The 24833-nt window shown below is 59.6% G+C and carries 21 protein-coding genes and 1 tRNA gene; 10 read left to right on the top strand and 12 right to left on the bottom strand.

Features of this window, described 5'->3' with window-relative positions:
• Window positions 1-44: 44 nt before the first annotated feature.
• From BGC09_RS01800 to BGC09_RS01790, 3 genes are all read left to right on the top strand, one after another.
• Window positions 45-2054, top strand: a complete 2010-nt coding sequence (locus BGC09_RS01800) for a serine/threonine-protein kinase (RefSeq protein WP_069801514.1) — start codon at window positions 45-47, stop codon at window positions 2052-2054.
• A gap of 324 nt (window positions 2055-2378) precedes the next feature.
• The gene (locus tag BGC09_RS01795) at window positions 2379-2687 is read left to right on the top strand and encodes a putative quinol monooxygenase (protein ID WP_069801512.1); all 309 of its coding nucleotides are present in this window, start codon (window positions 2379-2381) and stop codon (window positions 2685-2687) included.
• 313 nt (window positions 2688-3000) lie between these two features.
• Window positions 3001-3495 carry a hypothetical protein gene (locus BGC09_RS01790; protein ID WP_141727587.1) on the top strand — a complete coding sequence of 165 codons (495 nt, stop codon included), beginning with the start codon at window positions 3001-3003 and terminating at the stop codon, window positions 3493-3495.
• Between the two features lie 80 nt (window positions 3496-3575).
• Here BGC09_RS01790 and BGC09_RS01785 read toward each other — a convergent pair whose 3' ends face one another.
• Entirely contained in the window at window positions 3576-5048 is a 1473-nt protein-coding gene (locus tag BGC09_RS01785; RefSeq protein ID WP_069801507.1) for an ArnT family glycosyltransferase, read from the bottom strand.
• Between the two features lie 189 nt (window positions 5049-5237).
• Between BGC09_RS01785 and BGC09_RS01780 the strand changes: the two genes are divergently transcribed.
• Window positions 5238-6257: a tyrosine-type recombinase/integrase gene (locus tag BGC09_RS01780; protein WP_069801505.1), complete on the top strand. Its 1020-nt coding sequence runs from the start codon at window positions 5238-5240 to the stop codon at window positions 6255-6257.
• 197 nt (window positions 6258-6454) lie between these two features.
• On the opposite strand, the gene BGC09_RS01775 is transcribed toward BGC09_RS01780, so the two are convergent.
• The 3 genes from BGC09_RS01775 to BGC09_RS22010 all read right to left on the bottom strand — a co-directional run bounded on the left by BGC09_RS01775 (window position 6455) and on the right by BGC09_RS22010 (window position 10684).
• Window positions 6455-7027, bottom strand: coding sequence for a hypothetical protein (locus BGC09_RS01775; protein WP_069801503.1), 573 nt, complete (start codon window positions 7025-7027; stop codon window positions 6455-6457).
• Between the two features lie 183 nt (window positions 7028-7210).
• Window positions 7211-9796, bottom strand: coding sequence for a ComEC/Rec2 family competence protein (locus BGC09_RS01770; RefSeq protein WP_069801501.1), 2586 nt, complete (start codon window positions 9794-9796; stop codon window positions 7211-7213).
• 33 nt (window positions 9797-9829) lie between these two features.
• The gene (locus BGC09_RS22010; RefSeq protein WP_084657830.1) at window positions 9830-10684 is read right to left on the bottom strand and encodes a ComEA family DNA-binding protein; all 855 of its coding nucleotides are present in this window, start codon (window positions 10682-10684) and stop codon (window positions 9830-9832) included.
• Window positions 10685-11050: 366 nt separating this feature from the next.
• Between BGC09_RS22010 and BGC09_RS01760 the strand changes: the two genes are divergently transcribed.
• A tRNA-Arg gene (locus BGC09_RS01760) sits at window positions 11051-11122 on the top strand.
• Window positions 11123-11388: 266 nt separating this feature from the next.
• Here the strand turns inward: BGC09_RS01760 and BGC09_RS01755 are convergent.
• The 3 genes from BGC09_RS01755 to BGC09_RS01745 form a co-directional block, all read right to left on the bottom strand.
• Window positions 11389-11835: an Hsp20/alpha crystallin family protein gene (locus BGC09_RS01755; RefSeq protein ID WP_069801499.1), complete on the bottom strand. Its 447-nt coding sequence runs from the start codon at window positions 11833-11835 to the stop codon at window positions 11389-11391.
• A gap of 247 nt (window positions 11836-12082) precedes the next feature.
• Window positions 12083-12877, bottom strand: coding sequence for an ABC transporter permease (locus BGC09_RS01750; RefSeq protein WP_069801497.1), 795 nt, complete (start codon window positions 12875-12877; stop codon window positions 12083-12085).
• A 43-nt stretch (window positions 12878-12920) separates the two neighbouring features.
• Complete coding sequence (locus tag BGC09_RS01745) at window positions 12921-13904, bottom strand: ABC transporter ATP-binding protein (protein WP_141727594.1); 984 nt, start codon at window positions 13902-13904, stop codon at window positions 12921-12923.
• 462 nt (window positions 13905-14366) lie between these two features.
• On the opposite strand from BGC09_RS01745, the gene BGC09_RS01740 reads away from it, so the two are divergent.
• Window positions 14367-15338, top strand: a complete 972-nt coding sequence (locus tag BGC09_RS01740) for a dienelactone hydrolase family protein (RefSeq protein ID WP_069801495.1) — start codon at window positions 14367-14369, stop codon at window positions 15336-15338.
• Window positions 15339-15397: 59 nt separating this feature from the next.
• Here the strand turns inward: BGC09_RS01740 and BGC09_RS01735 are convergent, their stop codons facing one another.
• Complete coding sequence (locus BGC09_RS01735; RefSeq protein ID WP_069801494.1) at window positions 15398-15919, bottom strand: DUF1648 domain-containing protein; 522 nt, start codon at window positions 15917-15919, stop codon at window positions 15398-15400.
• A gap of 500 nt (window positions 15920-16419) precedes the next feature.
• On the opposite strand from BGC09_RS01735, the gene BGC09_RS01730 reads away from it, so the two are divergent.
• Both BGC09_RS01730 and BGC09_RS01725 read left to right on the top strand, forming a co-directional pair.
• The gene (locus tag BGC09_RS01730; protein WP_069801492.1) at window positions 16420-17730 is read left to right on the top strand and encodes a hypothetical protein; all 1311 of its coding nucleotides are present in this window, start codon (window positions 16420-16422) and stop codon (window positions 17728-17730) included.
• A 3-nt stretch (window positions 17731-17733) separates the two neighbouring features.
• Window positions 17734-18456: an ABC transporter ATP-binding protein gene (locus tag BGC09_RS01725; protein ID WP_069801490.1), complete on the top strand. Its 723-nt coding sequence runs from the start codon at window positions 17734-17736 to the stop codon at window positions 18454-18456.
• A gap of 9 nt (window positions 18457-18465) precedes the next feature.
• Here the strand turns inward: BGC09_RS01725 and BGC09_RS01720 are convergent, their stop codons facing one another.
• The 4 genes from BGC09_RS01720 to BGC09_RS01705 form a co-directional block, all read right to left on the bottom strand.
• Complete coding sequence (locus tag BGC09_RS01720; protein WP_069801488.1) at window positions 18466-18975, bottom strand: hypothetical protein; 510 nt, start codon at window positions 18973-18975, stop codon at window positions 18466-18468.
• Between the two features lie 212 nt (window positions 18976-19187).
• The gene (locus BGC09_RS01715; protein WP_069801486.1) at window positions 19188-19571 is read right to left on the bottom strand and encodes a hypothetical protein; all 384 of its coding nucleotides are present in this window, start codon (window positions 19569-19571) and stop codon (window positions 19188-19190) included.
• A gap of 95 nt (window positions 19572-19666) precedes the next feature.
• Window positions 19667-19936, bottom strand: coding sequence for a hypothetical protein (locus BGC09_RS01710; RefSeq protein ID WP_069801484.1), 270 nt, complete (start codon window positions 19934-19936; stop codon window positions 19667-19669).
• Between the two features lie 125 nt (window positions 19937-20061).
• The gene (locus BGC09_RS01705; RefSeq protein WP_069801482.1) at window positions 20062-21597 is read right to left on the bottom strand and encodes a hypothetical protein; all 1536 of its coding nucleotides are present in this window, start codon (window positions 21595-21597) and stop codon (window positions 20062-20064) included.
• Between the two features lie 601 nt (window positions 21598-22198).
• Between BGC09_RS01705 and BGC09_RS01700 the strand changes: the two genes are divergently transcribed.
• Complete coding sequence (locus BGC09_RS01700; protein WP_069801480.1) at window positions 22199-22681, top strand: hypothetical protein; 483 nt, start codon at window positions 22199-22201, stop codon at window positions 22679-22681.
• A complete protein-coding gene (locus BGC09_RS01695) occupies window positions 22671-24821 on the top strand; it encodes a phage major capsid protein (protein ID WP_069801478.1) in 2151 nt (716 codons plus the stop codon). Before BGC09_RS01700 ends, BGC09_RS01695 begins: the two co-directional genes overlap by 11 nt.
• The last annotated feature ends 12 nt before the right edge of the window (window positions 24822-24833 follow it).

Raw genomic sequence — 24833 nt, 5'->3', positions numbered from 1 at the left:
ATAGCATTCTCCAAGACCGTGAGACTTCAATCGGGAGAAGATGCATGGCAGGTCTGGAGGGAAAGACCCTCGAACGCTACGAATTACGCCGGCTCATTGGCAAAGGAGGCATGGCCGACGTCTATGAGGGCTACGACCTAGCGGTTGAGCGTACCGTGGCGATCAAGGTGTTCAAGCGAGAAGACGAGGAGCTGCTGCGGCGCTTTATCCGCGAGGCGCGCCTGATGGCCTCGCTCAAGCACGAGCATCTGGTGCCGATTTATGACACCGGCTCGGGCCAGATAGATGGCCTGACCTGGTACTATATTGTGATGCCTTTCATGGAGGGAGGAACGCTGCGGGCCCGCATCCGGCAGGGGCCGCTCTCGCTGAGCGAAGCCTGCCGCAGCCTGCGCGAGATTGCCGCGGCCCTCGACTACATCCATCGTCAGGGAATCATCCATCGCGATATCAAGTCCTCTAACGTGCTACTCGATGCCGATGGACACTGCTACCTCTCCGATTTTGGCATCGCGCGCACAACCAGCGACGCCACGCAGCTCACCAGCACCGGTAACGTGCTAGGGACCGTCGAATACGTTGCGCCGGAGCTGTTCGAGGGAGACAATCGGGCCAACGTGCGCAGTGACCTTTACTCGCTTGGGGTCCTGCTCTTTGAGATGGTCACCGGGCGCCTACCCTTCACTGCCGAGAATCCCATCGCGGTCGTCACGATGCATATCAGCAAGCCGCCCCCGCCACCACATCTCTATGCTGCGCACATCAGTCCTGCAGTCGAGCAGGTCATTCTCAAAGGGCTGGAGAAACGACCCGAGCTGCGCTATAGCAGCGCCAGTGAGCTGGCTGAGGCATTCTGTCAGGCAGTAGCTGGTAGCAGCCGGGCCTTAGCCAGAGGAGCCACAGCCCAGCAATACCAGAACTGGGCCCAGGCCGGCACCGCCAGCGCAGGAACCCCCGGGAGCGGAGCGCCACAGCCACTGGTGCTACGCAGCATGGGTAGCGTGGGGGCAGCAACTCCGCCTCAACCAACCTCTTACCCTTTTTCAGGACAAACTAACGCCGCTGCGACCGGGTCGCCTCCAACAGGCCCAGGCTATCCTGGCTATGGACAGCCGCTACCCTATGGGCAATATGATCAATATGGTCAATACGGATACCAGCCAGGTGCCAGAACGACCCGGCGGGGCCTGCTCATTGTCAGCCTGGCCCTCATTCTGCTGCTTGCCATCTCCATCCCCCTGGCACTGGCCTTTTTCTCCTCGCCTCACCAGGGAACAAATGGGCGGCCCACGGCTTCTAGCGGTCAGTCCAGCGGACAGCAGCAGACGCCCACCGCCACCCCCAATCTGACCGCCACCGCTCAGGCTCAGGCTACCGCCACCGCCCAGGCTCAAGCGCAAGCTACGCAGACAGCGGTCGCCGGGGCCACTGCAACTGTGCAAGCTCAGGCCACCGCCACCGCGGCAGTCTGGCAGACCGCCACCGCCGGCAGGCTGGTCTACAACGATGCACTGACCAGCGCCGATAACCCGGCCACCAGGCAGGCCAACTGGGACCGCAGCAATCATTGCCTCTTTGGTGGCGATGGCTACCACGTTGTTCAGGCTGTCAGTCTGACAACAACACAGCGCATCTGTCGTGAAGTAAACTACAGTTACGGGAATATCGCCCTCAGTGTGCAGATGAAGATTCTGAGCGGCTCCTCGGGAGGCGTCTTCATTCGCCTGCGCCCTAATCTGTTCAATCTCTCCTCCGGCTACCTCTTTGAGGTTGACAGCCAGGGCCGTTACCGCATCGCCAGATTCGACGGGGGCCTCGAACAGCCCTTCGCCGACTGGACCGCCTCCCCGGCTCTGCAGTCTGGAACCGGTGTGGCGAATACGCTCCAGATCATCGCCAACGGAAGTAACCTCTCCTTCTACGCCAATAATGTTTATTTGACTACCGTTAGCGATAACAGCTACACGGAAGGCAATATCGGTTTTCTCGGCACTGTGGGAGAGAACGATGCCAACGTGGTCTATAGTAACCTGGCAATTTACGCACTGAGCTGAGCCGCTGAAAGCCAGGTACGCCAGAGTAGAGGGCCGCGCCGCTTGTTGGCACTACGCTTCCAGACCCTCTGCCCCTCCCATCCTGGCGAGAGAAGTGGCTCAGCGCTGGGCCTCAAGCAGCTGCCCGGCTGGCCAGGACAGGGCGACGCCGTCAAGCCAACGTTCAGAAAGCGAGCTGGCGGCGTCTTTTTTTTTGGACGCGGTCACCATATCCAATAGCTGTGCTTGCTAGAAGCCAGGGTTACGGGGTACAACAACAGCATCGGCCCGGTATCCGATGCGGCAATGTCCCTGATTGCAGTTAAACAGAAAGGAACAGACCCCATGTATGGAACAGTCGCCCACTGTCGGATCAAGCCCGGAGCGGAGGCACAGCTCCTGGCAGAGCTGCGCGAGTTTGAGCAGGCACACGTGCCTGGAACTGTTGCGACGCTTGTCTACCGCATGGATGCCGATGACCGCGATTGTTATATCGCCGTAGCTTTCAGAGACAGGGCAGCCTACCTGGCCAATGCCCAGAGCGAAGAGCAGGATCAGCGCTATCGCCGGATGCTGCGCTGGTTAGAAGGACCGCCCGAGTGGCATGACGGCGAAATCATCGCTCGTTTGGGGCTGCCAGAGCAAAGCAAGTAGACAGGACAGCCAACCTAGCCCCAGCTGACAGGCAGGACCAGGTACCAGGTACCAGTCCTGTTTAGACAGACGACAACACGCAGGCGATGCCCATCACTTTCTCTGGCGCACAGCACGGAGCGACGGGAAGGCGGTGGGCATTGCTCTACTGGCAAGAGCCGGGCTTATGTGGTATCGTAAATAGCGGAAGATCCGGCTCTCCTGGTCTTGCCTGGCAGCAGCAGCGAGATCCACTGCTGCTCATCGCAATGCAGCACCAGGAGAAGGGGCCAGAGCAGGTGGTCTCAGTCCTGGGAAGGACGGTTGACAAGCTATGAAAAAAGTGGAACACAAGCGCTCGCCGCTACTAGCTACTCTGGGGGATCTGAATCGGCCTCTCCGTGTTCGCCCGGTACGACTATGGGGGCGCGAATGGTGGGCCATTGCTCCAGAGGATACCTGGCCTGGCATGGTTATGGACCTGCGTCGCCTGGGCTTCGAAGCCACGGCCTGGGGGGAAGAGGTACTCGTGCGCGAGAGCGCTCCGGCTTATGAGCCGCAGCTCGAAGGGCCGGCTGCGCCAGAAGGACTGCGCACCTTCCCGACGATGCGACCCACCATCCGTGTCTGGAAGGAGTCACGACCGGCGCGCTATAGCGATTGGGGGCGTGTGGTCAGCGTTGAGGAGAGCGAAGAGGTGGATGAAGAGTTTGAGCCAGAGGATCTGGAAAACCCCCTTCACTCTATGGACAGCGAGGAAGAGGCGGAGGAAACAGGTAGCCTGGAAGCAGAAGGAGAGTCGGAAAACACAGAGAGCAAGTCAGAATAACCACCTGGACCACCTGACGCGCCTCTTCAGCACTACAGCGAGATAATCCCCATTGGGTAAAGACCTCACTCGATTGCCCCTCACGATGCCAGGGCAATTCGGGTGAGGCCTCTTCTTTTCTCGTCATCGCTGGAGTAGGTCTTCAGTGCAGTCACCGGAGGGAGGACCAGGCCAACCCACAGTTTCAGACGGGTCCTCTTGCCTGGCTGAGGAGCCGTCTCCCTCGCCTGGCTTGTTGCTGACGTCCCCTTTCTGTCGGTACCGGGCCGGTATTGGGGCCGACGCCAGCGCTCTGCCCAGCGGGCGATAGCGGCACTCGCCAGCAGGATCAGCAGTGGCTCAATCGGAGCCCGCATGCGTGGGCTGCCATAGAAGATGAGACTCTGGCCGATGATAAAAGCGACAGCCAGGAGAACTGGCAGCCAGAGACGCCAGCGGCCCCAGATCGTGCCGACTCCGAGGAGGGCCAGGGCAAAAACGAGGAGCGGGAAAGAACGCATCATGAGGACAACCTCCAGTGCTCCAGGCGCTGAGGGGAAGCGAATGGTCGGCAAATCGCCCTCCACGGTCTCCGGTTGCCAGAGGTTCCAAAGGTGCATGACCAGCAGAAATGGAAGACTGCCCGGATGACGCTCCATCCACAGCCCGGCACCACGCTTGAAATCTTCCTCACGCTTCAGCTCGCAAGGAGCAGAGCAGATTGCTGGGTAGCGGGCCGCGAGCGCAGGAGCGGCAAGCCGCGGATTGATCCAGGAACCAATATAGCCCGGGGTCGTCAGGACGAGATCGTTGTAAGCGCCCAGCAGAACGGTGCCATCACCAGTAGCGACTGGGAGGAAGCTGTGGCTGACACGATAGTTGCGCAGGGTCCAGGGGGTAAGCATGAGGAGCGTCAGCCCCCCAACCAGACAGGCACGCCCTACTAGCTGCCAGCGCGACCACCAGGAGAGCCAATGCTGCTTGAGGGCCAGGAACAGCCAGCAGAGAAAGATACCACACGCCAGCAGCCCATTCGGACGCGCCAGCACCAGCAGCGCCAGCACAATGGCACAGAGGCACCATGAGAATAACGTTGTTTCACGTGTAGTCATACGATACAGTATATAACATAGGGCAAGTAATAGAAAAATAGTTATTGACTCTGAATAAAGCCATCCATCATAAATATAGAGTTCGGGATAAACAGCAGCGAACAGACCGGCCAGCATGCCCAACCGCTTCCCATAGAGATCACGGACGAAGAAAAAGAGGAGCAGGCAGGTGCCGGTGCCGACCAGTGAGAGAAAGAAGCGGACCAGTAGATTGTGTTGACCGAACAAAGCATAAATGCAAGCGATCAGGGCAGGCCAGAGTGGCGCCCGGTAGACGGTAGGTACCAAGGGATGTTCGCAGAAGCAGTGCTCCTGCAGGAGATGAAGCGCAATCTGCTCATAGGAGCGCGCATCAAAGAGGGGAACGTAAGCCGCCGCTACCGTCAGGTTATAGATCACGCGCACCGCGAGGGCCAGGCTTCCAACCACAAGCACAGGGAAGAGCGCAGGTAGACGTCTCATGCAGGAGAAAGACCATCCTCTCTGGGCAGTGTGAGAAGAGGGCAAGCCCTCCTCACTTGAGCAACGACGAGCGAGAGAAAGGAGTCACAGGAGGCGAGCGCCAAGGTTGAACAGCGCTGGCTTCTCCTGCTATAATGAAATACAAAAAGAACAGCTTCAGAGTATGAAACTACCACTGGAGAGCAGCTCATGCACGAGGATAGTCAGAAGAAGCAGCCAACGGAGAGCGTAGCGCAAGACGAGCGCGTAGTGGTCCAAACTGGTCTTTTTCCTGGGGCCACGCAGGTCGTTGCTCAGCCGGCGGACCCGCGCGAGGTCCCTTTTCCGCCGCTGGTGCGTACTCAGCCGCTGACCGAGCAGTCCAGCCTGGCAGCCTGTGCCTTGCCCTATCAGCAGGAGCTGAAGCTGCGGGGGAAATCGAACTATACGATCACCTGCTTCCTCTCTGACCTCAAGATGTTCAGCGAATTCATGGGGCCAGAGACGCCTGTTGGCAGGATTACCAAAGAGGACCTTGTCGACTGGCTCATGAAGCTGAAATTTGGCAATAAAGATCATACGCCGGCCCCCAAGACGATGGCACGACGAGTCACCTTTCTCAAGAACTTCTTTTCCTGGCTGGCACGTGAAGGAGTGATTCGTGAAGATCCTTCGGCGAGCCTCATCCTGGAGCGTCCTTTGCCGCCTCTACCGGAGCTTCTCTTCGAGGAAGAGATTGAGCGGCTGCTCAAAGCGGCAGCCGATGATGCACGCTGCCTCTGCCTGATCTATCTGACGCTGCATGCGGGCCTTAAGAAAGAAGAAATCATGATTCTCAAGCCAGAGCACATCGATCTCTCCAACCCACAGCAGCCGCTGGTAAGCGTCCATTTTCCTCCCTCAACGGGTAAGCAGCATCGCGAGCGCAGTCTGGCTCTGCCACCCGAGTTTACGGACATTGTACGAGAATATTTAAGCAAGTATCAGCATCAGCCGGGCGAGACGCTCTTTAACTGCACCGATCGCAATCTCAACTATATTTTGGCGCGCGCGGTCAAAGCAGCTGGTATCAAGAAGCGAGTGACGCTGCAGCTGCTACGCGATACCTTTGCTGTCCGCCAACTGCGAGCGGGCGTTTCCTTCGAGACGCTGCGCGAGCGGCTGGGTCTCTCTGATGAAGCCTGGCTCGAATCGCGAGAGAAGTATCGACGCCTGGCCTTTCCTGTCTGACAGCTCTCATTGCGCCACCCTCACCCTACGAGACGATTTCAGCCAGGTGGGCCGAGAGTCAGCTACCGGGCAGCCGCAAGCCAGCCGCTTAAGAGGGAGAGAGAGCAGTGGAGTCGTTGTTTCTCTCCGTCTTCGTTGCCGTTTTCGCTTTTTTGACATTTGCCACCGGAGACAACGGTGTTTCCTGCTACCCGTTTTTACCATTGGCGAGGTAGTGGCGGAGGCATCTGTAGTAAGCGGCGAGCCGCCTGGCGATCCAGATGATTATTCAGCAGCACGCTATTGATGACCAGTCCCACGATGAGCGCGAGCTTGATGCCGCAGCAGATCGGCCAGAAAATCAAAGAGACCACCATGAGGGGCCAGACAAGCACAATGCTGCCTACCAGGAGCAGCACCCCAGGAAGTGTCTCTCCGACCATCAACCAACCAACGCCGTAGATATTCAAGAGCAGGGACAGCAAAAGCTCGACAATGAGGGGTGCCACCTCCTTTTGCGGCTGCATAATCGTCACATTGATCTGTTGAGGCTGAGAGTAGACATTATAGGACGAGGAAGCCTGCTGAGGCCAGGGATCAGTATAGGAGCCAGGGTTAGAACTTGACCAGCTGCTGGCGTTATAGTACGAAAATGGCTCGCCCGTACCCCCTAACACGCCAGAGTCTCCCGCAGGAGTATAGTCGCCGGAGGCCGTGGTCACCGAGCCGCAGACGGGACAGATGGCCACATGGTGGGGGCTATCATAGCCACAGTGTTCACAGCGGCTCATTAGACGTAGATGCTCCTTTCTCGCTATCCTAGCTAATCGCCAATTACGCCCCCTATGATAGCATGGAATACCACTAGAGCAATAGTGTTGCCGGCTCTCTTATCCTTATCCATTCGTCCTATGAGGCCGAGAACACGCCTCTCGCCAGCCTCCCCTCGCCAGTTTCCCACCCGATCATGGCCCTCACGGGGCTGTCGGGCCAAAAGACCAGCCTGTCTGGCGGCTCTCTAATGTGAAGGCCGCTGGCGCTCTCAGGAAAAACGTGTGCTTCACGTCAGGAGGAACGGTCACGGGCCACTCTCCTGGCCCGTTGCTGTTGGGTCTGGGCGCCACTGACGGCGAGCGAGTGGTCGTCATGTTCACAACAAGCAGAGAGGGATGGAGAAGTTCCAGCAGACGAGAGAAAGCAGGTGGTGGTCGCTGGCCGGCAGTCAGGGAGGCCAGTACCACATCGTCCTGACCAGCCGAGGAGGAGCCGACGGCGGTGAGCAAGCCGCTGAGCGCGTAGCTGCTCTGAGCCGCCTCTCCTAGCAGCAAGAGGCGTAAGCCTGGGGCAACAAGGCGGAGGACCAGAGCGTTATTGCGGGCCTCATCGCCTCCACGATGGAGGGGAGACGGAGGCCAGAGTATTTCCAGGCGTAGGCTTTGCCCTGCAGAGAGCAGTTGGCCCTGACGGAGCGTCTGGTAAGGGACGCCACTCTCCCGGAGGGTACGGCGCCAGAGCGCATAGCCTGTTCCTGGGTGGAGTACCCCGCCATCCAGAGCCTGGCCGATCTCAAAGCGCGAGGTCGCATCCTGGAGCCCCGTCAAATGTGAGAGCAAGGGAGCAGACAGCACCAGCCAGTCAATGCGGCGCTGCCAAAAAGGCAGGCGGCGATCAAGTACGTGAGCGAGGGCCGTCGCATCGGGGCCACCGTCGATCAAGAGCACGCCTCCGTGAGCCATCTGGACGAGCACAGCGGGACCAGTGACCCCCGAAGGGGAGGCCAGCGCAAAGGTTGTCAGCACCAGCCTGGCGCTGTCCTGACTCAGTAGCGTGCGCAGGCCCGTGGCCAGTAGGAGCAAGAGCACCAGGGCCAGCTGTCCCCCGAGCAGCACCCCCCGCTTGCGACCGTGTCCTTTCCCCGGCTCTGGTCGGTTTGCGCTTCCCTGCGGGGGGCTATTGCCAGAGGACGAGACAAAGAGGGCAGGACAAGAGCGCCAGCCCAGACCCAGGGCGCCAGTCAAGAGGAGATAATAGCCCCAGGCCAGCGGAACCGAGAGGGGCCAGTCACTGGTACTGAGCCAGGCCAGCGGGAGCCGCGCGCAGAAAGCGACAGCGTCAATGACATACTGCAAAGGGAACCAGGCGAGCCAGCCCACAACCAGGGCCAGCGGGAAGCACACCGTCCCCAACAGGCAGATAGCTACCCCCAACAAGAGCAACAGCTCCAACAAAGGGACCGTCAGCAAATTAGCCAACGGAGCCACAAAGGAAAGTTGAGCAAAGGTCAGAGCGAAGACGGGCAAAGTGGCCACTTGAGCCGCCAGGGTGACGGCCAGGGCCTCGACCAGCAGCGAACCAGCAGGCCAACGCTCCAGCCTCCTCAGCGGTCGGGCAAAGAGGGGGGTCAAGAGCACAATCCCTAATGTGCCCAGAAACGAAAGCTGGAAACCACTATCCCAGAGGACAAAAGGATCAGCGAGGCTCATCGCCAGAGCTGCCGCTGCCAGAGCGCTATACACATGGTAGTGGCGCCCCAGGCGAGGGGCAAGAACCAGGAGGGCCCCCATGAAACCAGCCCGCAAAGCCGCTGGTCCTGCACCACTAAGCACTGTATAAGCAGCAATGGTCAGCAGCTGAAGCACACAGAGCAGCCAAAGCCAGCGCTGAGAGCGTCGACGTTGCGCTGGCAGCAGGAGCCAATCATCAGGTTTGGGGCGAGTCAGGGGCTGCAGCGGCAACGCGAGCAGACCGGCAAGCAGCGTCACCTTAAAGCCACTGGGGACAATCAGATGAGCAGTGCCTGTCACATTGAAGAGAGGAGTCAGGGGCTGCAGCGGAGGCGTCCGTAAGCCGAGCAAGATCGCCACCAGCAGAGCGGCCTCGGGCTGGGGCAACGCTCTTGCGATCAAAGCAGCCAGCCGGAAACGGAGGGTATAGAGCAAAGCCAGCAGAGGATTTCCTCCATGCCGCCGGACCGCGAGGCGCGGGAAAGCCATCAATGCCTGCAGATCTGGAGCACCAGCCCTAGACGGTGGCAGAAGGCGCCCTCTCAGCAGGACCTCATCGCCGTATGCCGGGCCATAGGGATCGTCGAGCAGTGTGCCAGAGGTAAAGACAGCGATCTCACCATGCCGTGGCCACCAATGCAACCCGCCATCACTGCTCACCTCCATCACGCTCACCGTCAGGCGACGCGCATGGCCCTCCAGAGCAGGAGGAGCACTCACCTCACCGTGGACTACGAGCTGGCCGGTCCCAGCAGCGGAGCGCAGCAAACTGGCGACGGCCAGGGGATCATGGCGCGGATCAGCCAGCGCCATACGCCAGGCCCCAGCGAGCAAGGCCGACAGGAAGAGCAACAGCACACCTGCCCTCTCACAACGGCGCCAGCCAACAACAGTCGCCAGCGCCAGCGCCAGGAGTGGCAGCAGTAGCCAGCGCGGGGAAAACTGCAGCCAATCGGCGAGCACAATCCCTGCCAGCCAGGCTGAGCAGACGGTCAGAAGCGGAAACTTCCGTAGCCGCACTAGAGCCTGTCCGAGGAGCAGCAATGACACGGCCATCCTCTTCTTCCTCCCGCTCTTCTGCCCCGCCCCTTAGACTGTTACCAGATCCTTAATGCGGTCGTAGACCGAGCGGCTCACGACCTGGAGGAGCTGGTCGACCGCCGTATAAGGGCCATGCTGAAGACGATAATTCACAATATGCTGGGCAGTTGTTGCGCTCACATGTAACCGCTGGCGCAGCTCATCGACGCTTGCCGTATTGATATTCACTGGAGTAGAGGGAGAGGCAGCAGAGCTGCTGGCGCCGGGCATAGCAGGCGAGGAGCCATCGACAGCAACTGGCGGCGAGATCTCGCCAACGCGCGTTACATAGATTTCCTCGCCGTCGTGGAGGATGGCGGCCAGGTTGAGCGCTACTAGATTGGCCTCGGGCAGCGGACCGCCAGCAGCCTGCAGTAACTGATAGACGCGCGACCCTGCAGGTAGCCTATAGACCCCGGGATGGCGAACAGCCCCGACAATATAGACCTCAATACTGGTAGTAGACGTCAGCGGCGTCAGAGCTGGCGCAACCGCTGCTGTAGTAGTCACCGTGGGTCCCTGGCTCTCTGCCGAAGCAGGAGTCAGCGCTGCCGCCGTGCCGCCAGGGGACGGAACTGACTCCAGAGGTGCCTCAACAGGTACTGCTCCCTGCCAGAGGAGATAGAGCGCCACCGCCAGCACAACAGCGAGCATCAGTGCTACCCCTCGGAGCAGGCGCTGCCCGACCGTAGGATGAGTAACCGGGACGGCCAGTTTCAGCGTCTCAACCAGTGCCAGATCTTCTTCGCGGCGTCCGTAGCTCTCGGCAGCGAGGGTCATGTTCTCGCTGTGTCGCGGCGAATCGCCGCCAAGACTATCCGGTAGAGCAGGAGAGGAGGATAGATGTTTGTGACTATTTTTCATAGTCCCATCCCTTTCTACGTATTCCCTGTTCCCTGAAAATACGGGGGGATGATAACACGATGTTTATGAATCTGTCAATAGCTAAATGCGACAATCTAATTGCGAAGCAGGCGAGCTAAATTTTACGCTAAGAAGCAGGCAGTAAAATGAGAGAGCAGTTGGTTGCAGAAGGGTGCTGGCCTTCCTGGCCAGCAAAAACGACACTCTTCGACGTTGGCCAAGGCGAGCATGTGATTGGGCGCTGGCCGTGAGGGGCGAGCAACAGGATGGAAGGAGCGGCGTCAGTGCCTACGCTACGGGGGAGAGGAATCCATGCGGAAGTGGTGACGCACGTTGACAGATATGGTATAATCCTGGGTGGAATAAGTCCCCGTAGCTCAGTGGATAGAGCACCGGTCTCCGGAACCGGGCGCGCAGGTTCGATTCCTGTCGGGGACACCGATCGTGGCATCCCTCTGCTGAATATCTCCCATCAGCAGCCTGCACAGCCTCAAAGCAGACGGCATGGTTGTGCAGGCGCTTTTTTTTGAAAGAGGCTTGAGGAGCAGGCAGTCAGAGTCAGCAAGCCCGTCTTGCCTGGTGCCTGTTCCAGAGCACATAAAAAGCCCTCACCGTCGCTGGAGAACGGTGAGGGATCTGGCATTAGCTCTGGTCACAGCTCCGCGATTTCAGCCTGCATACGCGCTACACGCCAGCGCTCAGGTTCAGGCGGCCTTGACGCGGATCTTCTTCGGCTTGCTCGCCTCGCCGAAGGGAACATTCACGGTCAATAGGCCGTTCTCGTATCTGGCCTCGGTCTTCCCGCTATCAATGTCCTTCGGGAAGGTAATCGTCCGCGCGAAGCTACCGCTGCGAATCTCCCGCACGTGCCACTGACCACGCTGCTCTTCCTTCTCCTCGCGCGGCACCTCAGCCTTGAGCGTCAGTGTGTTGCCGGAGACGTTCACCTCCAGCTGCTCAGGCTTCACCCCAGGGATCTGCGCCTGAACCTGATAGCCGTGCTCGTTCTCGCGCACATTGATGGGGATGGTCGCTACGGCCTCATCCCAACGCCAGACAGGCGCCACAACGCTCTCCTCAAAGAGCCGATTGATGGCATCCCGCAGGCTGATCACCTCGCGGAAAGGATCGTAGCGGATGATGTCGACCATCGCCGCTCACCTCCTTTCACACGCTCAATCAGGCTTGTCTTCCCTGCGCTTCGGATCTTGTGAGCCATCGCCGCCCTTCGCGGCTGGCCCTCCTTCTCTGCTCTCCGGCTCGCCGCGAGCGCCTCTTGAGGAGACGCTCGTCTGCCGTCTGACCTCTCTGTTGAGAAGCTCCTGCTCAAGCTCTCTTCTCAGGGCTTCCACCTGACAAAAACAATGAGATGATTTAATTTATTCCCACAGGAAAGCGTTACTCCCAACGGAACGTCCTGACGGCCACCCCCAGGATGAGAATCATCCAGATGAGCAGTGTCAGCAGGGCTGTGCCAGGGAAAGGAGCACCAGCAGTCAGAGCAGCCTGCAGCGACTGGGTGAAGGCCGCGGCAGGCAGATACTGAGCCAGAGCTGCCAGGGGAGCTGGCAGGTGGTCAAGGGGCAAAATGCCGCCTCCAATGAGCAGAAAGAGCAGATAGAGACCATTGGCCACTGCCAGGGTTGTCTCAGCGCGCAAGCTACCAGCCATAGCCAGCCCCAAGGCTGCAAAGGTGATGGTTCCCAGGGCCAGGACGAGAACGGCCAGGCCCGGCGAGCCAACGGGTCGCCAGCCATAGAAGAGGAGGGCGATGCCCACGAGCAGGACCACTTGCAGCACTTCTAGAAGCAGCACAGCGACAATTTTGGCAACGATGAGACCGCTCCGCGGGAGAGGCGTCGCTCCAAGACGTTTGAGCACGCCGTAGTACCGCTCATAGGCGGTCGAGATGCCCAGATGGACCATGCCCGAGGCCATGATGGCTAAAGCCAGGATGCCGGGCAAAAGAAAGTTAATGACCGAGCCTGAGCTTACAGGGATGATCTTGAGCGAGGCGAAAAAGACCAGGAGAATCACAGGGAGAATGAGCGTGACAAGAATGTTTTCGCCACGGCGCGAGGTCAGGAGAAGCTCGGCTTTGAGCTGGGTCCCCACCTGACGGAGGAAGGGAGCCGCCTGCGACGGCTGTGGCTGCACCCGCCCGCTCCGGCTCGTATCGGCAAGAGTTGTCATCTGTTTACCTCCACAAAGAGCGCTTGAAGACCAGCCTTTCCACTCATTCACGCATCTCGGACCCGGTCAGGCGCAGGAATAGCTCTTCGAGTGAGCCATGACCAACACGCAATTCGGTCAAGGTGATGCCTCGATCGCGCAACCAGGCCGTGAGGTCTGCCAGGACCGCCGGCATGCTTTGCGGCGCCGTTTCGAGCAGGTAGCTGCCGGGCCGTACTTCCTCGGCGCGTTGGACCCCTGGTAAGGCGGCGAGAGCATGGCAATCGAGGCCGGCAGGAGCAACGAAGCGCACAACAGTAGCGCTGTCAACACCGGTCAGCCGCTCAGGAGTGTCCAGGGCGATGAGCCGGCCATGATCAATGATGGCTACGCGGTCGGCCAAACGCTCGGCTTCGTCCATCAGATGAGTTGTCAACAAGATAGTGATTCCTTGAGCCTTGAGGTCGCGAATCATCTCCCAGGTAGCCAGACGGGCCTGGGGGTCCATTCCGGCGGTAGGCTCGTCGAGAAAGAGCAGCTGGGGGTTGCCAACGAGGGCCAGAGCGAGAGCCAGGCGCCGCTTCTGGCCACCAGAGAGCCGGCGACAGATGGTTTTCGTGCCAGGGTCGATACCAACACGCTCCAGGAGCTGGTCAACGGGCTGGGGCCGCTGGTAGTAGCCAGCAAAGAGGCGCACTACTTCCCGTGGGCGTAGCATAGGATAGAGACCATCTTGCTGGAGCATGACGCCAATGAGCGGCTTGAGGCGCGCAGCATCCCGGATAGGGTCAAGCCCAAGAACACGTACATTCCCCCCATCAGGGCGACGGTAGCCCTCTAGCGTTTCAACGGTGGTGGTTTTGCCAGCCCCATTTGGTCCCAGCAGGGCAAAAACTTCCCCACGCCGCACGCTGAAACTGAGTTCGTCAACGACACGTCGTCCGCTATAGCTTTTGCAGAATCTATCTACGACGATGGCCGCCTCTGCTCCCTCGGGCAAGGCTGCAAGATCGGCCATCTGTCCCGTCGTCTGCGCATGAGCAGACATCATGGTCAGTCTCTCCTTGGTGTGGTCAGCTGGAGCTGGCGCTGGCTACTTTCCCTGGCCAGCCCCATTGATAATACACTACCGCAGCCGTTGCCCTCTGACAAGGTAAGGTTGGCAAGATCGCTGCCCTAGGCTTGCAATTCTTAAAGCAGTGCATTACAATATGCATATCATACAATTCATATCTTTTCTGCTATACAAGAAATGAGAGGCTCGGAAAGGATGAGTGAGGCGCTGCGTGGGAAGGTGCTGTAGCAGGTGAGCTGTCTATGATTCGTCGGGGACAGCGGCCCAGCTTCCAGGCAGAGAGGGCGCTTCGGCGCTCAGAGAGGGCACGTGTCTGCAGCTTACAGAGGTCTCGCGCCGCTGCTTCGCCTGTCTGCCGCCGCCGGCTCTGGCTCAACACTGCAGCGACCCGGTTGCGGGCTATGAGGTATCGCAGGTAGAAAGAGAGGAGAAGAGATGGAGAATCGTCTGTTGCGAGAGAAGATCCTGGTACGTCTGGGAAGATTCCCTTCGAAGGTGCCTCTGGAGGCGGTCTTTGAGGAGCCGATCGCAGAGGAAGGGTATACACGCACGCGCGTCACCTACATGGTCGAGCCGGGCGAGGTCATGCCAGCCTGGCTGCTGCATCCGCAAGAGGAGAAGCCAAAGAAGGGCTGGCCGGCGATCCTGGCCATTCATCGCGATAGCGAGGGCTGTGAGCTGGGAAAAGGAGAGGTAGGCGGGATCACTGGTGATCCAATGTACCATTATGGACGGGAAATCTGCTTGCGCGGCTATGTGGTGCTGTGCCCCGATCTTCTCTGCTACGAGGAGCGCCGTCCTCCGGAAGAGATCCGTCGACGACGGGCGGCCCTGATGGGAGAAAGTTATGAGCGCTTTGAGTTTACGAAGCGCTTGCTGAAAGGCTCGTCGCTGCAGGCCAAGTACCTGCATGACCTGACTTGTAGCCTGGATCTTCTGGGCTCACTCCCGGAAGTGGACAAGCAGAGCCTGGGGGTGATTGGCCATTCGCTGGGCGGACTCGAGGCGCTCTGGTTGACCTGGTACGACGCCAGGGTGATGGCCGGGGTGGCATCCTGCGGGCTGACCCTGCTGAAATCGCTGCTGCGCGATGGTCTGAGCCAGCCGCTGGTGAACTGCATTCCAGGTTTGCTCGATGTGGCCGATATGGATGATCTCGTCGCAGCCCTGGCTCCGACTCCCTTTATGATGGTCGGCGGCGAACAGGACCCGCTGTTGCCAATCGATGGTTTCTATTTTATGGTGAACTACGCACAGAGTATCTATATTCAGCTAGGAGTGCCAGAGCGCTTCCGCTATCTGGTCTTCCAGGGCGGCCACACCTTCCCTCCCGAGGCCCGAGAAGCAGCCTATCTGTTTTTAGACCGCTGGCTCAAGCCGCTGCCACCAGGCGGCCTGCTGCCTTGAGCAGACTGCTCCTGACAGGAAGAAGAACGTGGGCGACCTCGTGATCGGTCAGGATAGACTTAGGGCAGGCGCCGAACCTGGATAAGATAGAGAAGGACCAGCAACGAAGGCAGTACCGCTAAGAGCAGAAAACCCAGGAAGATCCAGCTGTTGAGACCACTAATGGCTCCCTGGATAAACATCCACGAGAGGTAGGCCAGGAGCGCACTGAGACAGAGCTTCAACCCGGCCAGCAGTAAGCGCCCAAGCCGATAACGGTGGACTGCACGCTGGGGGGCAGTCATGAAGGGATGGTACAGGGCATAAAGCCAGCGGCTGAGCAGAGTGAGCAGCCCGTAGAGGGCCAGGGCCAGCAGGAAGAAGAGGGCCAGAATCCATTTGCTGCCAGTGAGATCGGGATGGATAGAACCACTGAGGCTGTAGTGGATGGGAATGGTTCCGGGCAGGAAGAAGAGACCCCAGCCACAGAGAAGGGCTATCAGTAGGAGCAGAAGGCGGGTAAGCAGCTCGATCCGCTGCTCAAGCATGGTCGGCCCTAACCACAGCACGGAACGGCACTTACTCGATGAGCTGCTGAGCATGGCTCTAACCTCCTTCCTTGCGGCTCTACTCGAACCGGCCTGCTGCTCGTTCACATAAAACGTGGTTCCCTTGTAATAGAACGAGCGAGCGGAACTTTCTTCCAAAAGAGGGATGCTCTTTTCCCCCACCCACTCGCCTGCAATAGATGGCTCTTGCCTTTGCTCGTAAGCCCCCCGGCATAGCAGGAAGCTCGGGGAGACTTCGCCCCTTTGCCAGCCTGGTGGAGTTGTCATAGAACTGCCTGTTCGCTCACTATAGGTCTGGATGAGCGGATGATTGAGCATTTGATGATCCTGATAATTTCTCTTGTTTCAGAATAACTGCCTTGTGATAAGAAGAGAGAGTTGCAGCCACTCGCTCTGAGAGGAAATCGATGCTATACTATAGTGCGAGGAATTTATCGCATCCGTCAATCGGACAGGGGGCATACGGCAGAAAGGATAGCACCGGGCACATGGCGAGTTGCCCCTCGCTCACTTCCACAAGATAAGAAGGGCTTATGGCGCTGCTGATCCGCTACAAGTATCTGAGCGGGCGGCGTCCGTGGGGGACGCCGCTCTTTGCCTGGGCTATGAGCGGCCTCGTCTCGCTGCTGCTGATCCTTTCGGGTGTGGCCGTGGCCCTGGTATTCGGACGCATTCACCATCTGACCGCCGAGGAGGTGGCCCTCTGGCTGTTGGTGGTGACCCTGCTCACAAGCGATCTGAATGCTGGGCGTGTCGGCTTGCTCACCAGTCGTCTGGCCCGCGAGTGGGAGTATCTGCTAGGCCTGCCTCTGGTTCCCTGGCAGGTGGCTCTTACCGTGCTCAGCGACTGGCTCCTGAGCAATATCCTGGCTCTGACGGCTCTGCTGCTGGCTCCTCTGCTGGCTCTCGGCTTCAGCGGTCTGCTCCCATTCACTTTGACGCCGGCTGGCTGTGGTGGGCTGCTGCTCTACTGTGGCTTCGTGATGCTATTTGGGACAGGGCTGCATCTGCTCTCGCTCGTCCGGCCAGGAGCTGTGTTGATCCTGATCCGTTTCGCCAGCATCGGAGCGCTTGCTCTGCTGTTTTTGGCATTTTCTCCCAGCACTCTCCATGCGGGCATAAGCGAGGAGCACCTGCGCGCACTGCGCTCTTTCGCCTTTGATCTGGTTTCCTTGTGGTGCTGGCCCTGGATCTGGGCATTGGCCAGTTTGCAAGGTCATTGGCTCTTCCTGCTACCGCTGACCGCCAGCACTGTACTTGTCGCAGCCTGGACGCTACCGCGCCTGCTGCGCTATTGGGAGCTGGCGGCTACGCCCGAGCGACGTGCTTCTTTCTATCCTCTCACTGCCAGCGACAGACGATGGGCTGTCGCTAAATGGTTGTGTCTGGCGCTGTGCCTGTCTCCTCAGTTACGCCTTCCTACGCTCCTGGTGAGCCGTCTGGCTGGGCTGCTTGCTCTGGGGTACTTCTTCCCAACTGGAGCGGCAGGTCTCTGGTTGCTTGGTTGCAGCCTGGCCACCGCTCAGCTCGGCTGGCCGGCTTATTCTTATCTTGTAGAGCAAGGCCGTCTGCTGCGGGCTACTGGCCTGCCTTTGCATGTCAGCCAGCAGCTCCTCGGCTTCTCCGCTGCTTTCACACTGATCTATCTCCCTTTTATGTCGCTATCATTGCTCATAATTGGCCTTACAGGGCATTCCCTTTTCGCTCTGGTTGCTTTTCTCCCTGGATACTTGGGGCTGCTGGCTCTGGCCTGGTGTGCCTGGCGTGAGGTGCCTCCTCTGCCTGGCTTCATCGCGCTGGGGCTATGCGAGTTGCTGGCAGCTCTGCTGCTGGCCTGGTTTTGACAGATGGAACATGCAGCACTCATTGAGTTCCACGAAGTGAGTAAAGGCTATGGTAAGCTTCTGGCTCTGGACCATCTGACGTGTGCGGTCCCTGCTGGCACAATTACCGCGCTCGCCGGTCACAACGGCGCCGGAAAGACCACTTGTCTGCGGCTGATTACGGGATTGCTCACGCCCGATAGCGGGAAGGTAAACGTGCTGGGCCTGTCTCCAGGGCAGCGGACCTGGGAGATCCGCCGCCGGGTCTCTTATCTGCCCGATGAGCCATTTACCAATCCCCATCTGACTGGCACAGAACATCTGGCCTTCCATGCCGATGTCTATGGCCAGTCCGAAGCCTTCAAGCAAGCGCTGGCTTTGGCAGAGCGCTATCATTTACAGGAGGCGCTGGACCGGCCTGTACGCACCTACTCGCGGGGCATGCTTCAGCGCCTGGGCCTGATCAGAGCGTTGATGGTCGATGTCCCCATTCTGCTATTGGACGAGCCTTTCAATGCACTCGATCCCGTCGCACTACAACTGCTTTGCAGCGATCTGCAGCAGCGGGCTGCCGGAGGGACCTGCGTTTTGCTGACCAGCCACCACCTGGAGATGCTCCGCGAGCTGGCCTCTCAGATCATTGTCCTGAAAGAGGGGCAGCTCGTCTACCAGGGTCCTCCAGCAGCTGTGGACTGGACGAAGGCCATAGCGCTATGGTTCGCTCAGGATGTGGATGCTACTCTTTAGGCTGCTTCCTTATGCGCTACGAGGCTGGCGGCTCATGGCAATGAGGCTGACAATGACGTCGTTGAGCAGGCGGCCACGGAAGTTAGTCACAATGGTATAGCGATGACTGTCAAGCTCTTTTAGCTTCTCGGGGGAAATGGTCTGAGGCAGTGCGTAAATTACCAGGGCGACGTGGTCCCTTTTGAGGCGTAGAATGTCATCAATATGGTCTTTCCAATCTTCCCAGTAAACCAGCAAAACATCGGCGCGCTCAGCCCGGCCCAGATCATTGGGCGAAGTGACAATGATCAGGTTTTCTTCACGGAAGAGGCGCGGATCAAGCAAGAGGCTGCGACCGCTGACGACATTGTCGCCCTTCGCCAGAAGGGCAATTTTTCGGCGTGTCAAACCCAGCCCTAGACGATAGAGAACCTCCAAGACTCCACGTGACCATTCATAGACGCCTAAGACGAAGGCAATCAGCGCAGGTACGACGAGAATGCGTCCGATCCAGTCAAGGGCAGCTAGCACTACTTCCATGACACTTACCCTCCTGCAATCAGCATTTCAACTGAAAATGAAATGAATAGCATGGCCTGAGTGAGATGTCTTAATCTCTGAGAAGGCGCCCAATGGGCCAAAACTGCGCTTAGATCTCAACGAGAGCATACCACAGGCAGAGCTTGAAAGCAATGCGTCGCTTCACAGCGGCGCAATCTCATCTTGCTGCACCACAGATTAGAGCCTGCGGCTCAGCGCAGGCGGCGCAGGAGAACGCGCAGATGGGTTCCTCCGGGCAGCAGGCCCACAGGTACGGCTTCGATCAGCTCGTATTTGACCGCCGTGGCCACGGCACTGGCGCTGGCCACAGTACAATCAGCCAGGTAGACAACACCGCTGAAGTCGGTGCCCAGAGGAGCAATGAGCAAGAGATCGGCCTCGGGTCGCGGCGGCTGACCACTGGTATCATAGACCTGGGGATCAGGGCAGTGCAGGGGGCGCAGAATGCCCTGGATGAGACGATAGCTGTAGCTGCCTCCACTGAGCACGACGGCGACAAGGCTACGCTGGCGCCCTGCGTAGCTGCGGTTGATGAGCTGGAGTACGTGCTGAGTTTTGCGGGCGTCGAGAGGCACGGGTTTATTTCCTTTCTGCTCTGCCAATACAGCATCAGATTGCCCAGATGGACCCGAGATTAACCCGGGTCCTACTGGGGGGGTAGAGTCAGTCCTCAAAGGGGGAGCTGGCGCTCCTGGTCGTCGCCCTCCTCCTGCGGAACGCCAGTCCACCAGGAGGGGAAAGCCGGTACAGGCCCACCAAGGCCAGGAGTCTGGTGACAGTGGGCCAGCGCATAGCCGTGATGGCGGGCGTCAGAGAGCAGCCCCTGGCGGTTGGCAGGCAAGGACTGGCTGCGAGCCAGGGGGCCGACAAGGGTAGACGGTGCCTGCTTGAGGCGGCGGTGGCCCGATTGAGACTGGAGCAAAGGAAGTGACCGCGACATGCTCATGATCTCCTTCCTGCAGCGCAGAGATGCTCTCTAGAGAGCGCAGCCAGTTGACCGCTGGTACTGGACAACAGGAGAAGAAGGGAACCTCATCGGGAAGCGAGAGCCAGGGTTTACAAGACTCATAGAGGCCGTGGCTTCCCTTCCGCAGGGCTGGCACCTCCAGAGCCATCCTCATGCCCACTTTGATCGCTCTGATGGCCGATGCGTCCTTGCTCTTCGTGCACATCGATCTCCTCACCGGCGAACTGGAAGAAGAGACGCATGGCCGTCTCGTCACTGACCCAGCCCTGGGCTTTAGCCGTACTGAGGGCCGAGACCAGCATCTGCACAGCGCTGGCCAGGGTAGCGTGATCAGTGACCTCGATTTCGGGGAAGATGATGTCGTAGTGCCTGTCAACCTCTGGGGACAATCTGCCAGCACGACAGGCCTCCTGCAGGACGCGGTCGAGAATGGAGCGCAGCATGGCGCGCATGACGTACTGCCGACGCTGGAATTTGAGCAGCGTCGGCAGGCCCATTTCAGCGGCGGTGGCCCGATTGCTGTAGCTGCCGTCAGAAAGGTAATGCTCGGGCAGTTGCGCGCCAACAGCGATCATCAGTTTAAGGGCCCGTCCGTCCTCGGCAGCCTCGTTGGCATTGATCTCCGGCTTGATGGCCGACCAGGTCTCGGCCTCGTTGTGGATGATCACGCTGCCCGGTTCCGGCGGATAGCTATATTCCATCTTTTTGCGCTCGATGGTCTTGCGATCAGCCCCCTGCAGACGGATATCCCACAAGAAAGCTCCCTTGTACTTGTTGATGCGCACGCGATCGGTCAGCCAGTCCTTGTAGCGGCGCAGCCAGGGCAAGAGGGTGGCCAGGTCGCTTTTGCCGCGTTTCGCGCTGGAGACCTTATTGATGGTAAACTGGACCACCTCCTCACCGGCCTTGAGCCACTGACCCTCAAGAGAAGCAGCAGAGGTAGCGACCGGTGGCTGAGCGCTGGATGAGCGAGCACCGCTTTGGTCAGCATCGCTCGGGAGACTGGCCGAGGGACCGACGGGACGGCGGTGGAAACGCAAGGGCTTCTCAATGTCGTTGGGATCGGTCTCGATTTGATCGATGAGCGAGGGGTCGATCTGGCGAATGGTGACGCGCCCGTCATAGGGGTTGACGAAGAAGCGGATGAACTGTTCGCCGTAGAGCGCCAGCTCGGTACAGAGGGAGTAGACTCGCGTCTCCATGTGGTTCTCGGGATCATGCCAGAAGTCAAGCAGGACGCGCTGCACCTGTGGGTCACGCGCGGCTATCGTGACGCCTTTTCCCATGACAAAGCTGGTGGTGATTTCGATGATGGCAAAGGCCAGAGGATTGGCATTGTAGGCTTCATAGCACTGGTTGTGAAGTTCGAGGTAGGTCGAGGGAATGGGGTCTTTTTGGTACCAATTGTCCGAAAGACGGCGCCAGAAGTAATCTTCTTCCCCTCCAGTGGCGAGTCGCCCCCAGTACCAGTCTTCTTGCGTGGGACTGGAGGCAAAGGTAGTGGGATTGAGCTGCTCGCTGATGCGGTCAAGAGTCGGGGCCGCTCCCACGACGGCCTCACCGACAGGGGAGTGGCGGCTTGCGGCAGTACGTTTCTTGGGAAGCCAGCCTGGGAGAGAGAAGCGCGACGGCATACGGAACCTCCTCGTGAGGCAACGATGAGGGGCAAGCGGGCCCTGCCGGAGCTATAGGGCAGAGCGCCTTTCTCCTACAGAGGCGAGTGGCGAGATGCGGCACGGCCAGGGGACACGAGTACAACGGTCGCCCGAGCCGTGCGCAGTAGGCGAGGATGTGGCAGGTGGCAAACTGCCAGCTAAGCCAAGTATAGAGTATGGCAAGCAACCTGTCAAGAAGAGAGGGTCAGGCCCTGAAACAGTTGGCCACGAATAGGCTTGACTTCTCCCTAAGCCTCAGTTATACTTGTCACTTGGTAAGCTTTTCCCGCTTGCCACCGCACGATGCAACCACGAAACGGCCTCCGGCGTGCCCCTTCACGTCCCGGCAAGGCAGCGGTGAGTGTGCCCTCTCGCGCCCACCCATGATCTGTCCTTTCTCGATTGTGCCTGCAAAGCGGCGCTCACCCCCACCTTCGCGGCTGCATCGCTGACTTCTTCTCCTCACCGCGCGCTGGCGGCTCTCCACCCTTGTGGAGCACCGTCCAACCTGCGCATTCACTCATCCCCTCTTCTGTGGCCTCGCCCACCTACCCAGCCACAGCGAGAAAGGAGGTCCTCCATGACCGATGATCAGCTCCCCACTTTTCGTTTCCCTCCGCTCGCGCCAGATCCACCTGGCCTGCCCGCGCTGACGCTTCCCGATCCAGAGCAGCCTGATCCAGCTACGCTCTCTTTCGGGCTGTCGGCTTCTGCCCCTCTGGATCTGCCCCCCACTGATCGGCCCGATCCACCCTTGCCTACCCTGCTGGCGCCACTGCTCCCACCCAACCTCTTGCGCTTCCCCCCTAGCGAGCATGCTGTGGGCCAGACAGAGGTAGCCCCCACCCTGGGCGAAACACCGGCCACGCTGGCCCCAGAGGGCGCAACCCGCCTCCAGCGCAGTGCTGATGTCCAGGCACTGCCCCCGACGCTCTACTACGAAGAGACGCGCACGACCCAGGGCGGCATGACCCACCGCCTGCGTCATCTGGCACCGCTGCTGCTGGCGCTGAGTAATAGGTCGACTTCCTGGGCAGGCCAGGAGGTTTCCCGTGACCGCTGAGCATACCTTCCCCTCTGATCACGTCGACCAGAGCCCTGCCGGAACAGAGCAAGTCGCCAGCAGCAGCCCTGTTCAGCCCCAGGAGCACATTCACATAGAAGGATTCATCCGTGAAGAGCAGACCTTCCCCCCAGATGAGCGCCGCGATGTCCTGGTAACCGTCATTCGCGGTGGAGCCAGCCTCAACGGTTACTACTACAGCGAGGCTATCCTTCAACGCCTCGCCACTCTGCTCGACAACGCTCACGCCTACGTTGATCATGCCCGCAGCGACGGCGAGAGCGCTGTTCGCTCCGTGCGCGACATCGTGGGCTTCTACCGCGCTCCGCACTATGTACCGCCTGCCGCTGGCGAGCATGGGCGTGTCGACGCCACCCTCCACATTCTCGAATCCGCCGACTGGCTCTGGCGCCTGATCCGCGAAGCCTGCACCCTGGGCCAGCCAGGCCTGATCGGTCTCTCAATCGACATCTACGGCACCTGGCAGCTACGCGAGAGTCGGGATAGCTCCCGCCCGCTGCGCGAAGTGATCAGCGTCAGCGCCCTGAACTCCTGTGACATCGTCACTCGCCCCAGTGCTGGCGGCACTATCCGCCGGATTCTTCAGGACCGTTATCCGTCCCAAGAGGCCGACGCCCTTTCAAGGGCAGCGTCGGCTCCCCTCCAGCGAGGTCACTCAATGAGCGAGACCGTCCCCTCGATCAACACGACCACCCACCAGAACAGCACTCTCTCAAGCCAGTCCAACCAGCTCGCTTCTATCCGTGAGCAGGAGCAGGCTCCCTCGCCCACACCAGCGCTTGAGACCATCCTGCAAGAGCTACGCCTTGAGCGTGCCCGCCTCGCCCTGGAGCGACGCCTGCAGGAGGTTCACCTGCCCGAGGTCGTCAAGCAACATCTCCGCCACCGCTATGAGGGACGCATCTTCGAGATGGCCGAATTAGAGGAGGCTATCGCGGAGCAACGCCACATGCTTGCTGAGCTGGCCGCCACCGGTCTCGTGCGCGACCACGGTTACGCTCGCCCCGAGATCGGAGAGCAAATTACCGAGGCCGAGAAAATCCAGGCAGCCTTTGATCGCATGTTCGAACTGGAGATTGATACCAGCCGCTTGGGCAACATCCGCGGCTTCACCAGTATCCGCGAAGCGTACGCCTGCGTCACTGGCGACCCAAGCGTCAGTAGCTTCTCTGAGCGTAGCTTGCTTGGCCAGATCCGTATCGGGGAGCATGCCCCCCTGATGCGCATCAGCGAGGGCGACACAACCACTGCTTCCTTCAGCTACCTGCTGGGCACCTCTATGAACAAGCGCCTTCTCAAAGACTACCAGGCCTGGCCAGCAGAATGGCAGAAATTTTGCACCGTTGTGCCTATCAAAGACTTCAAGCAACAGACGCGCGTGCGCCTGGGCGCCTTCGGCAGCCTCTCGACTGTGGCCGAAGACAGCGCCTACACTACTCTTAGTCTGACCGATACCGCCGCCACCTACGTTCCTATGAAGCGCGGCAATCTGGTCACCATCTCACGCGAAACCATCATCAACGATGACCTGATGGCCATTCGCCAGATCCCCACCAAGCTGGCCGTGGCCGCCGCCTACACCCTGGCCGAATTCGCCTACGGCTTCCTCTCAGGCAACCCCACCATCTACGACGGCTCCCCACTCTTTACGACCGGCAATCCGCATAACAACCTCGGCAACGCCGCCCTCTCAACAGCCGCTATGCAGGCCGGGGTCACGGCTATGCGCGAACAGACCAACTTTGCAGGCAAGCGGATCGGACTGCGCCCGCGCTACCTGGTTGTCCCTCCCGAGCTGGAATGGACCGCGATGATCGCCACGCGCTCGGCGGGTATGCCCGGTTCTCCGAACAACGATATTAACCCTATGATGGGCTACGTCACCCCCATCGTCTCGCCCCAGCTCACCAGTCCAACCCAGTGGTTCCTGGTGGCTGATCCACGCGAAGTCGATACCATTGAAATCGGCTTCGTCGGCGGCCAGGTGAATCCTGTGCTCTTTATTCAGGACCAGCCCCTCTACGGGCTAAATTTTACTCAAGACGTCATTTCCTACAAGATCCGTCATGAATACGGTGGCGCCGTCGTCGACTATCGCGGTCTCTACCGTGGCGTCTAAGCAGGTAGGAGG

This window comes from Thermogemmatispora onikobensis, assembly GCF_001748285.1.
Lineage (GTDB): Bacteria > Chloroflexota > Ktedonobacteria > Ktedonobacterales > Ktedonobacteraceae > Thermogemmatispora > Thermogemmatispora onikobensis.
This window is presented reverse-complemented; position numbering and strand designations above follow the sequence as displayed.

What these genes read in the sequence shown, in the direction of transcription:
- BGC09_RS01800 (WP_069801514.1), top strand. Translation starts at nt 45, where the DNA reads ATGGCAGGTCTGGAGGGAAAGACCCTCGAACGCTACGAATTACGCCGG.
- BGC09_RS01795 (WP_069801512.1), top strand. Translation starts at nt 2,379, where the DNA reads ATGTATGGAACAGTCGCCCACTGTCGGATCAAGCCCGGAGCGGAGGCA.
- BGC09_RS01790 (WP_141727587.1), top strand. Translation starts at nt 3,001, where the DNA reads ATGAAAAAAGTGGAACACAAGCGCTCGCCGCTACTAGCTACTCTGGGG.
- BGC09_RS01785 (WP_069801507.1), bottom strand. Translation starts at nt 5,048, where the DNA reads ATGAGACGTCTACCTGCGCTCTTCCCTGTGCTTGTGGTTGGAAGCCTG.
- BGC09_RS01780 (WP_069801505.1), top strand. Translation starts at nt 5,238, where the DNA reads ATGCACGAGGATAGTCAGAAGAAGCAGCCAACGGAGAGCGTAGCGCAA.
- BGC09_RS01775 (WP_069801503.1), bottom strand. Translation starts at nt 7,027, where the DNA reads ATGAGCCGCTGTGAACACTGTGGCTATGATAGCCCCCACCATGTGGCC.
- BGC09_RS01770 (WP_069801501.1), bottom strand. Translation starts at nt 9,796, where the DNA reads ATGGCCGTGTCATTGCTGCTCCTCGGACAGGCTCTAGTGCGGCTACGG.
- BGC09_RS22010 (WP_084657830.1), bottom strand. Translation starts at nt 10,684, where the DNA reads ATGAAAAATAGTCACAAACATCTATCCTCCTCTCCTGCTCTACCGGAT.
- BGC09_RS01755 (WP_069801499.1), bottom strand. Translation starts at nt 11,835, where the DNA reads ATGGTCGACATCATCCGCTACGATCCTTTCCGCGAGGTGATCAGCCTG.
- BGC09_RS01750 (WP_069801497.1), bottom strand. Translation starts at nt 12,877, where the DNA reads ATGACAACTCTTGCCGATACGAGCCGGAGCGGGCGGGTGCAGCCACAG.
- BGC09_RS01745 (WP_141727594.1), bottom strand. Translation starts at nt 13,904, where the DNA reads ATGTCTGCTCATGCGCAGACGACGGGACAGATGGCCGATCTTGCAGCC.
- BGC09_RS01740 (WP_069801495.1), top strand. Translation starts at nt 14,367, where the DNA reads ATGGAGAATCGTCTGTTGCGAGAGAAGATCCTGGTACGTCTGGGAAGA.
- BGC09_RS01735 (WP_069801494.1), bottom strand. Translation starts at nt 15,919, where the DNA reads ATGCTCAGCAGCTCATCGAGTAAGTGCCGTTCCGTGCTGTGGTTAGGG.
- BGC09_RS01730 (WP_069801492.1), top strand. Translation starts at nt 16,420, where the DNA reads ATGGCGCTGCTGATCCGCTACAAGTATCTGAGCGGGCGGCGTCCGTGG.
- BGC09_RS01725 (WP_069801490.1), top strand. Translation starts at nt 17,734, where the DNA reads ATGGAACATGCAGCACTCATTGAGTTCCACGAAGTGAGTAAAGGCTAT.
- BGC09_RS01720 (WP_069801488.1), bottom strand. Translation starts at nt 18,975, where the DNA reads ATGGAAGTAGTGCTAGCTGCCCTTGACTGGATCGGACGCATTCTCGTC.
- BGC09_RS01710 (WP_069801484.1), bottom strand. Translation starts at nt 19,936, where the DNA reads ATGTCGCGGTCACTTCCTTTGCTCCAGTCTCAATCGGGCCACCGCCGC.
- BGC09_RS01705 (WP_069801482.1), bottom strand. Translation starts at nt 21,597, where the DNA reads ATGCCGTCGCGCTTCTCTCTCCCAGGCTGGCTTCCCAAGAAACGTACT.
- BGC09_RS01700 (WP_069801480.1), top strand. Translation starts at nt 22,199, where the DNA reads ATGACCGATGATCAGCTCCCCACTTTTCGTTTCCCTCCGCTCGCGCCA.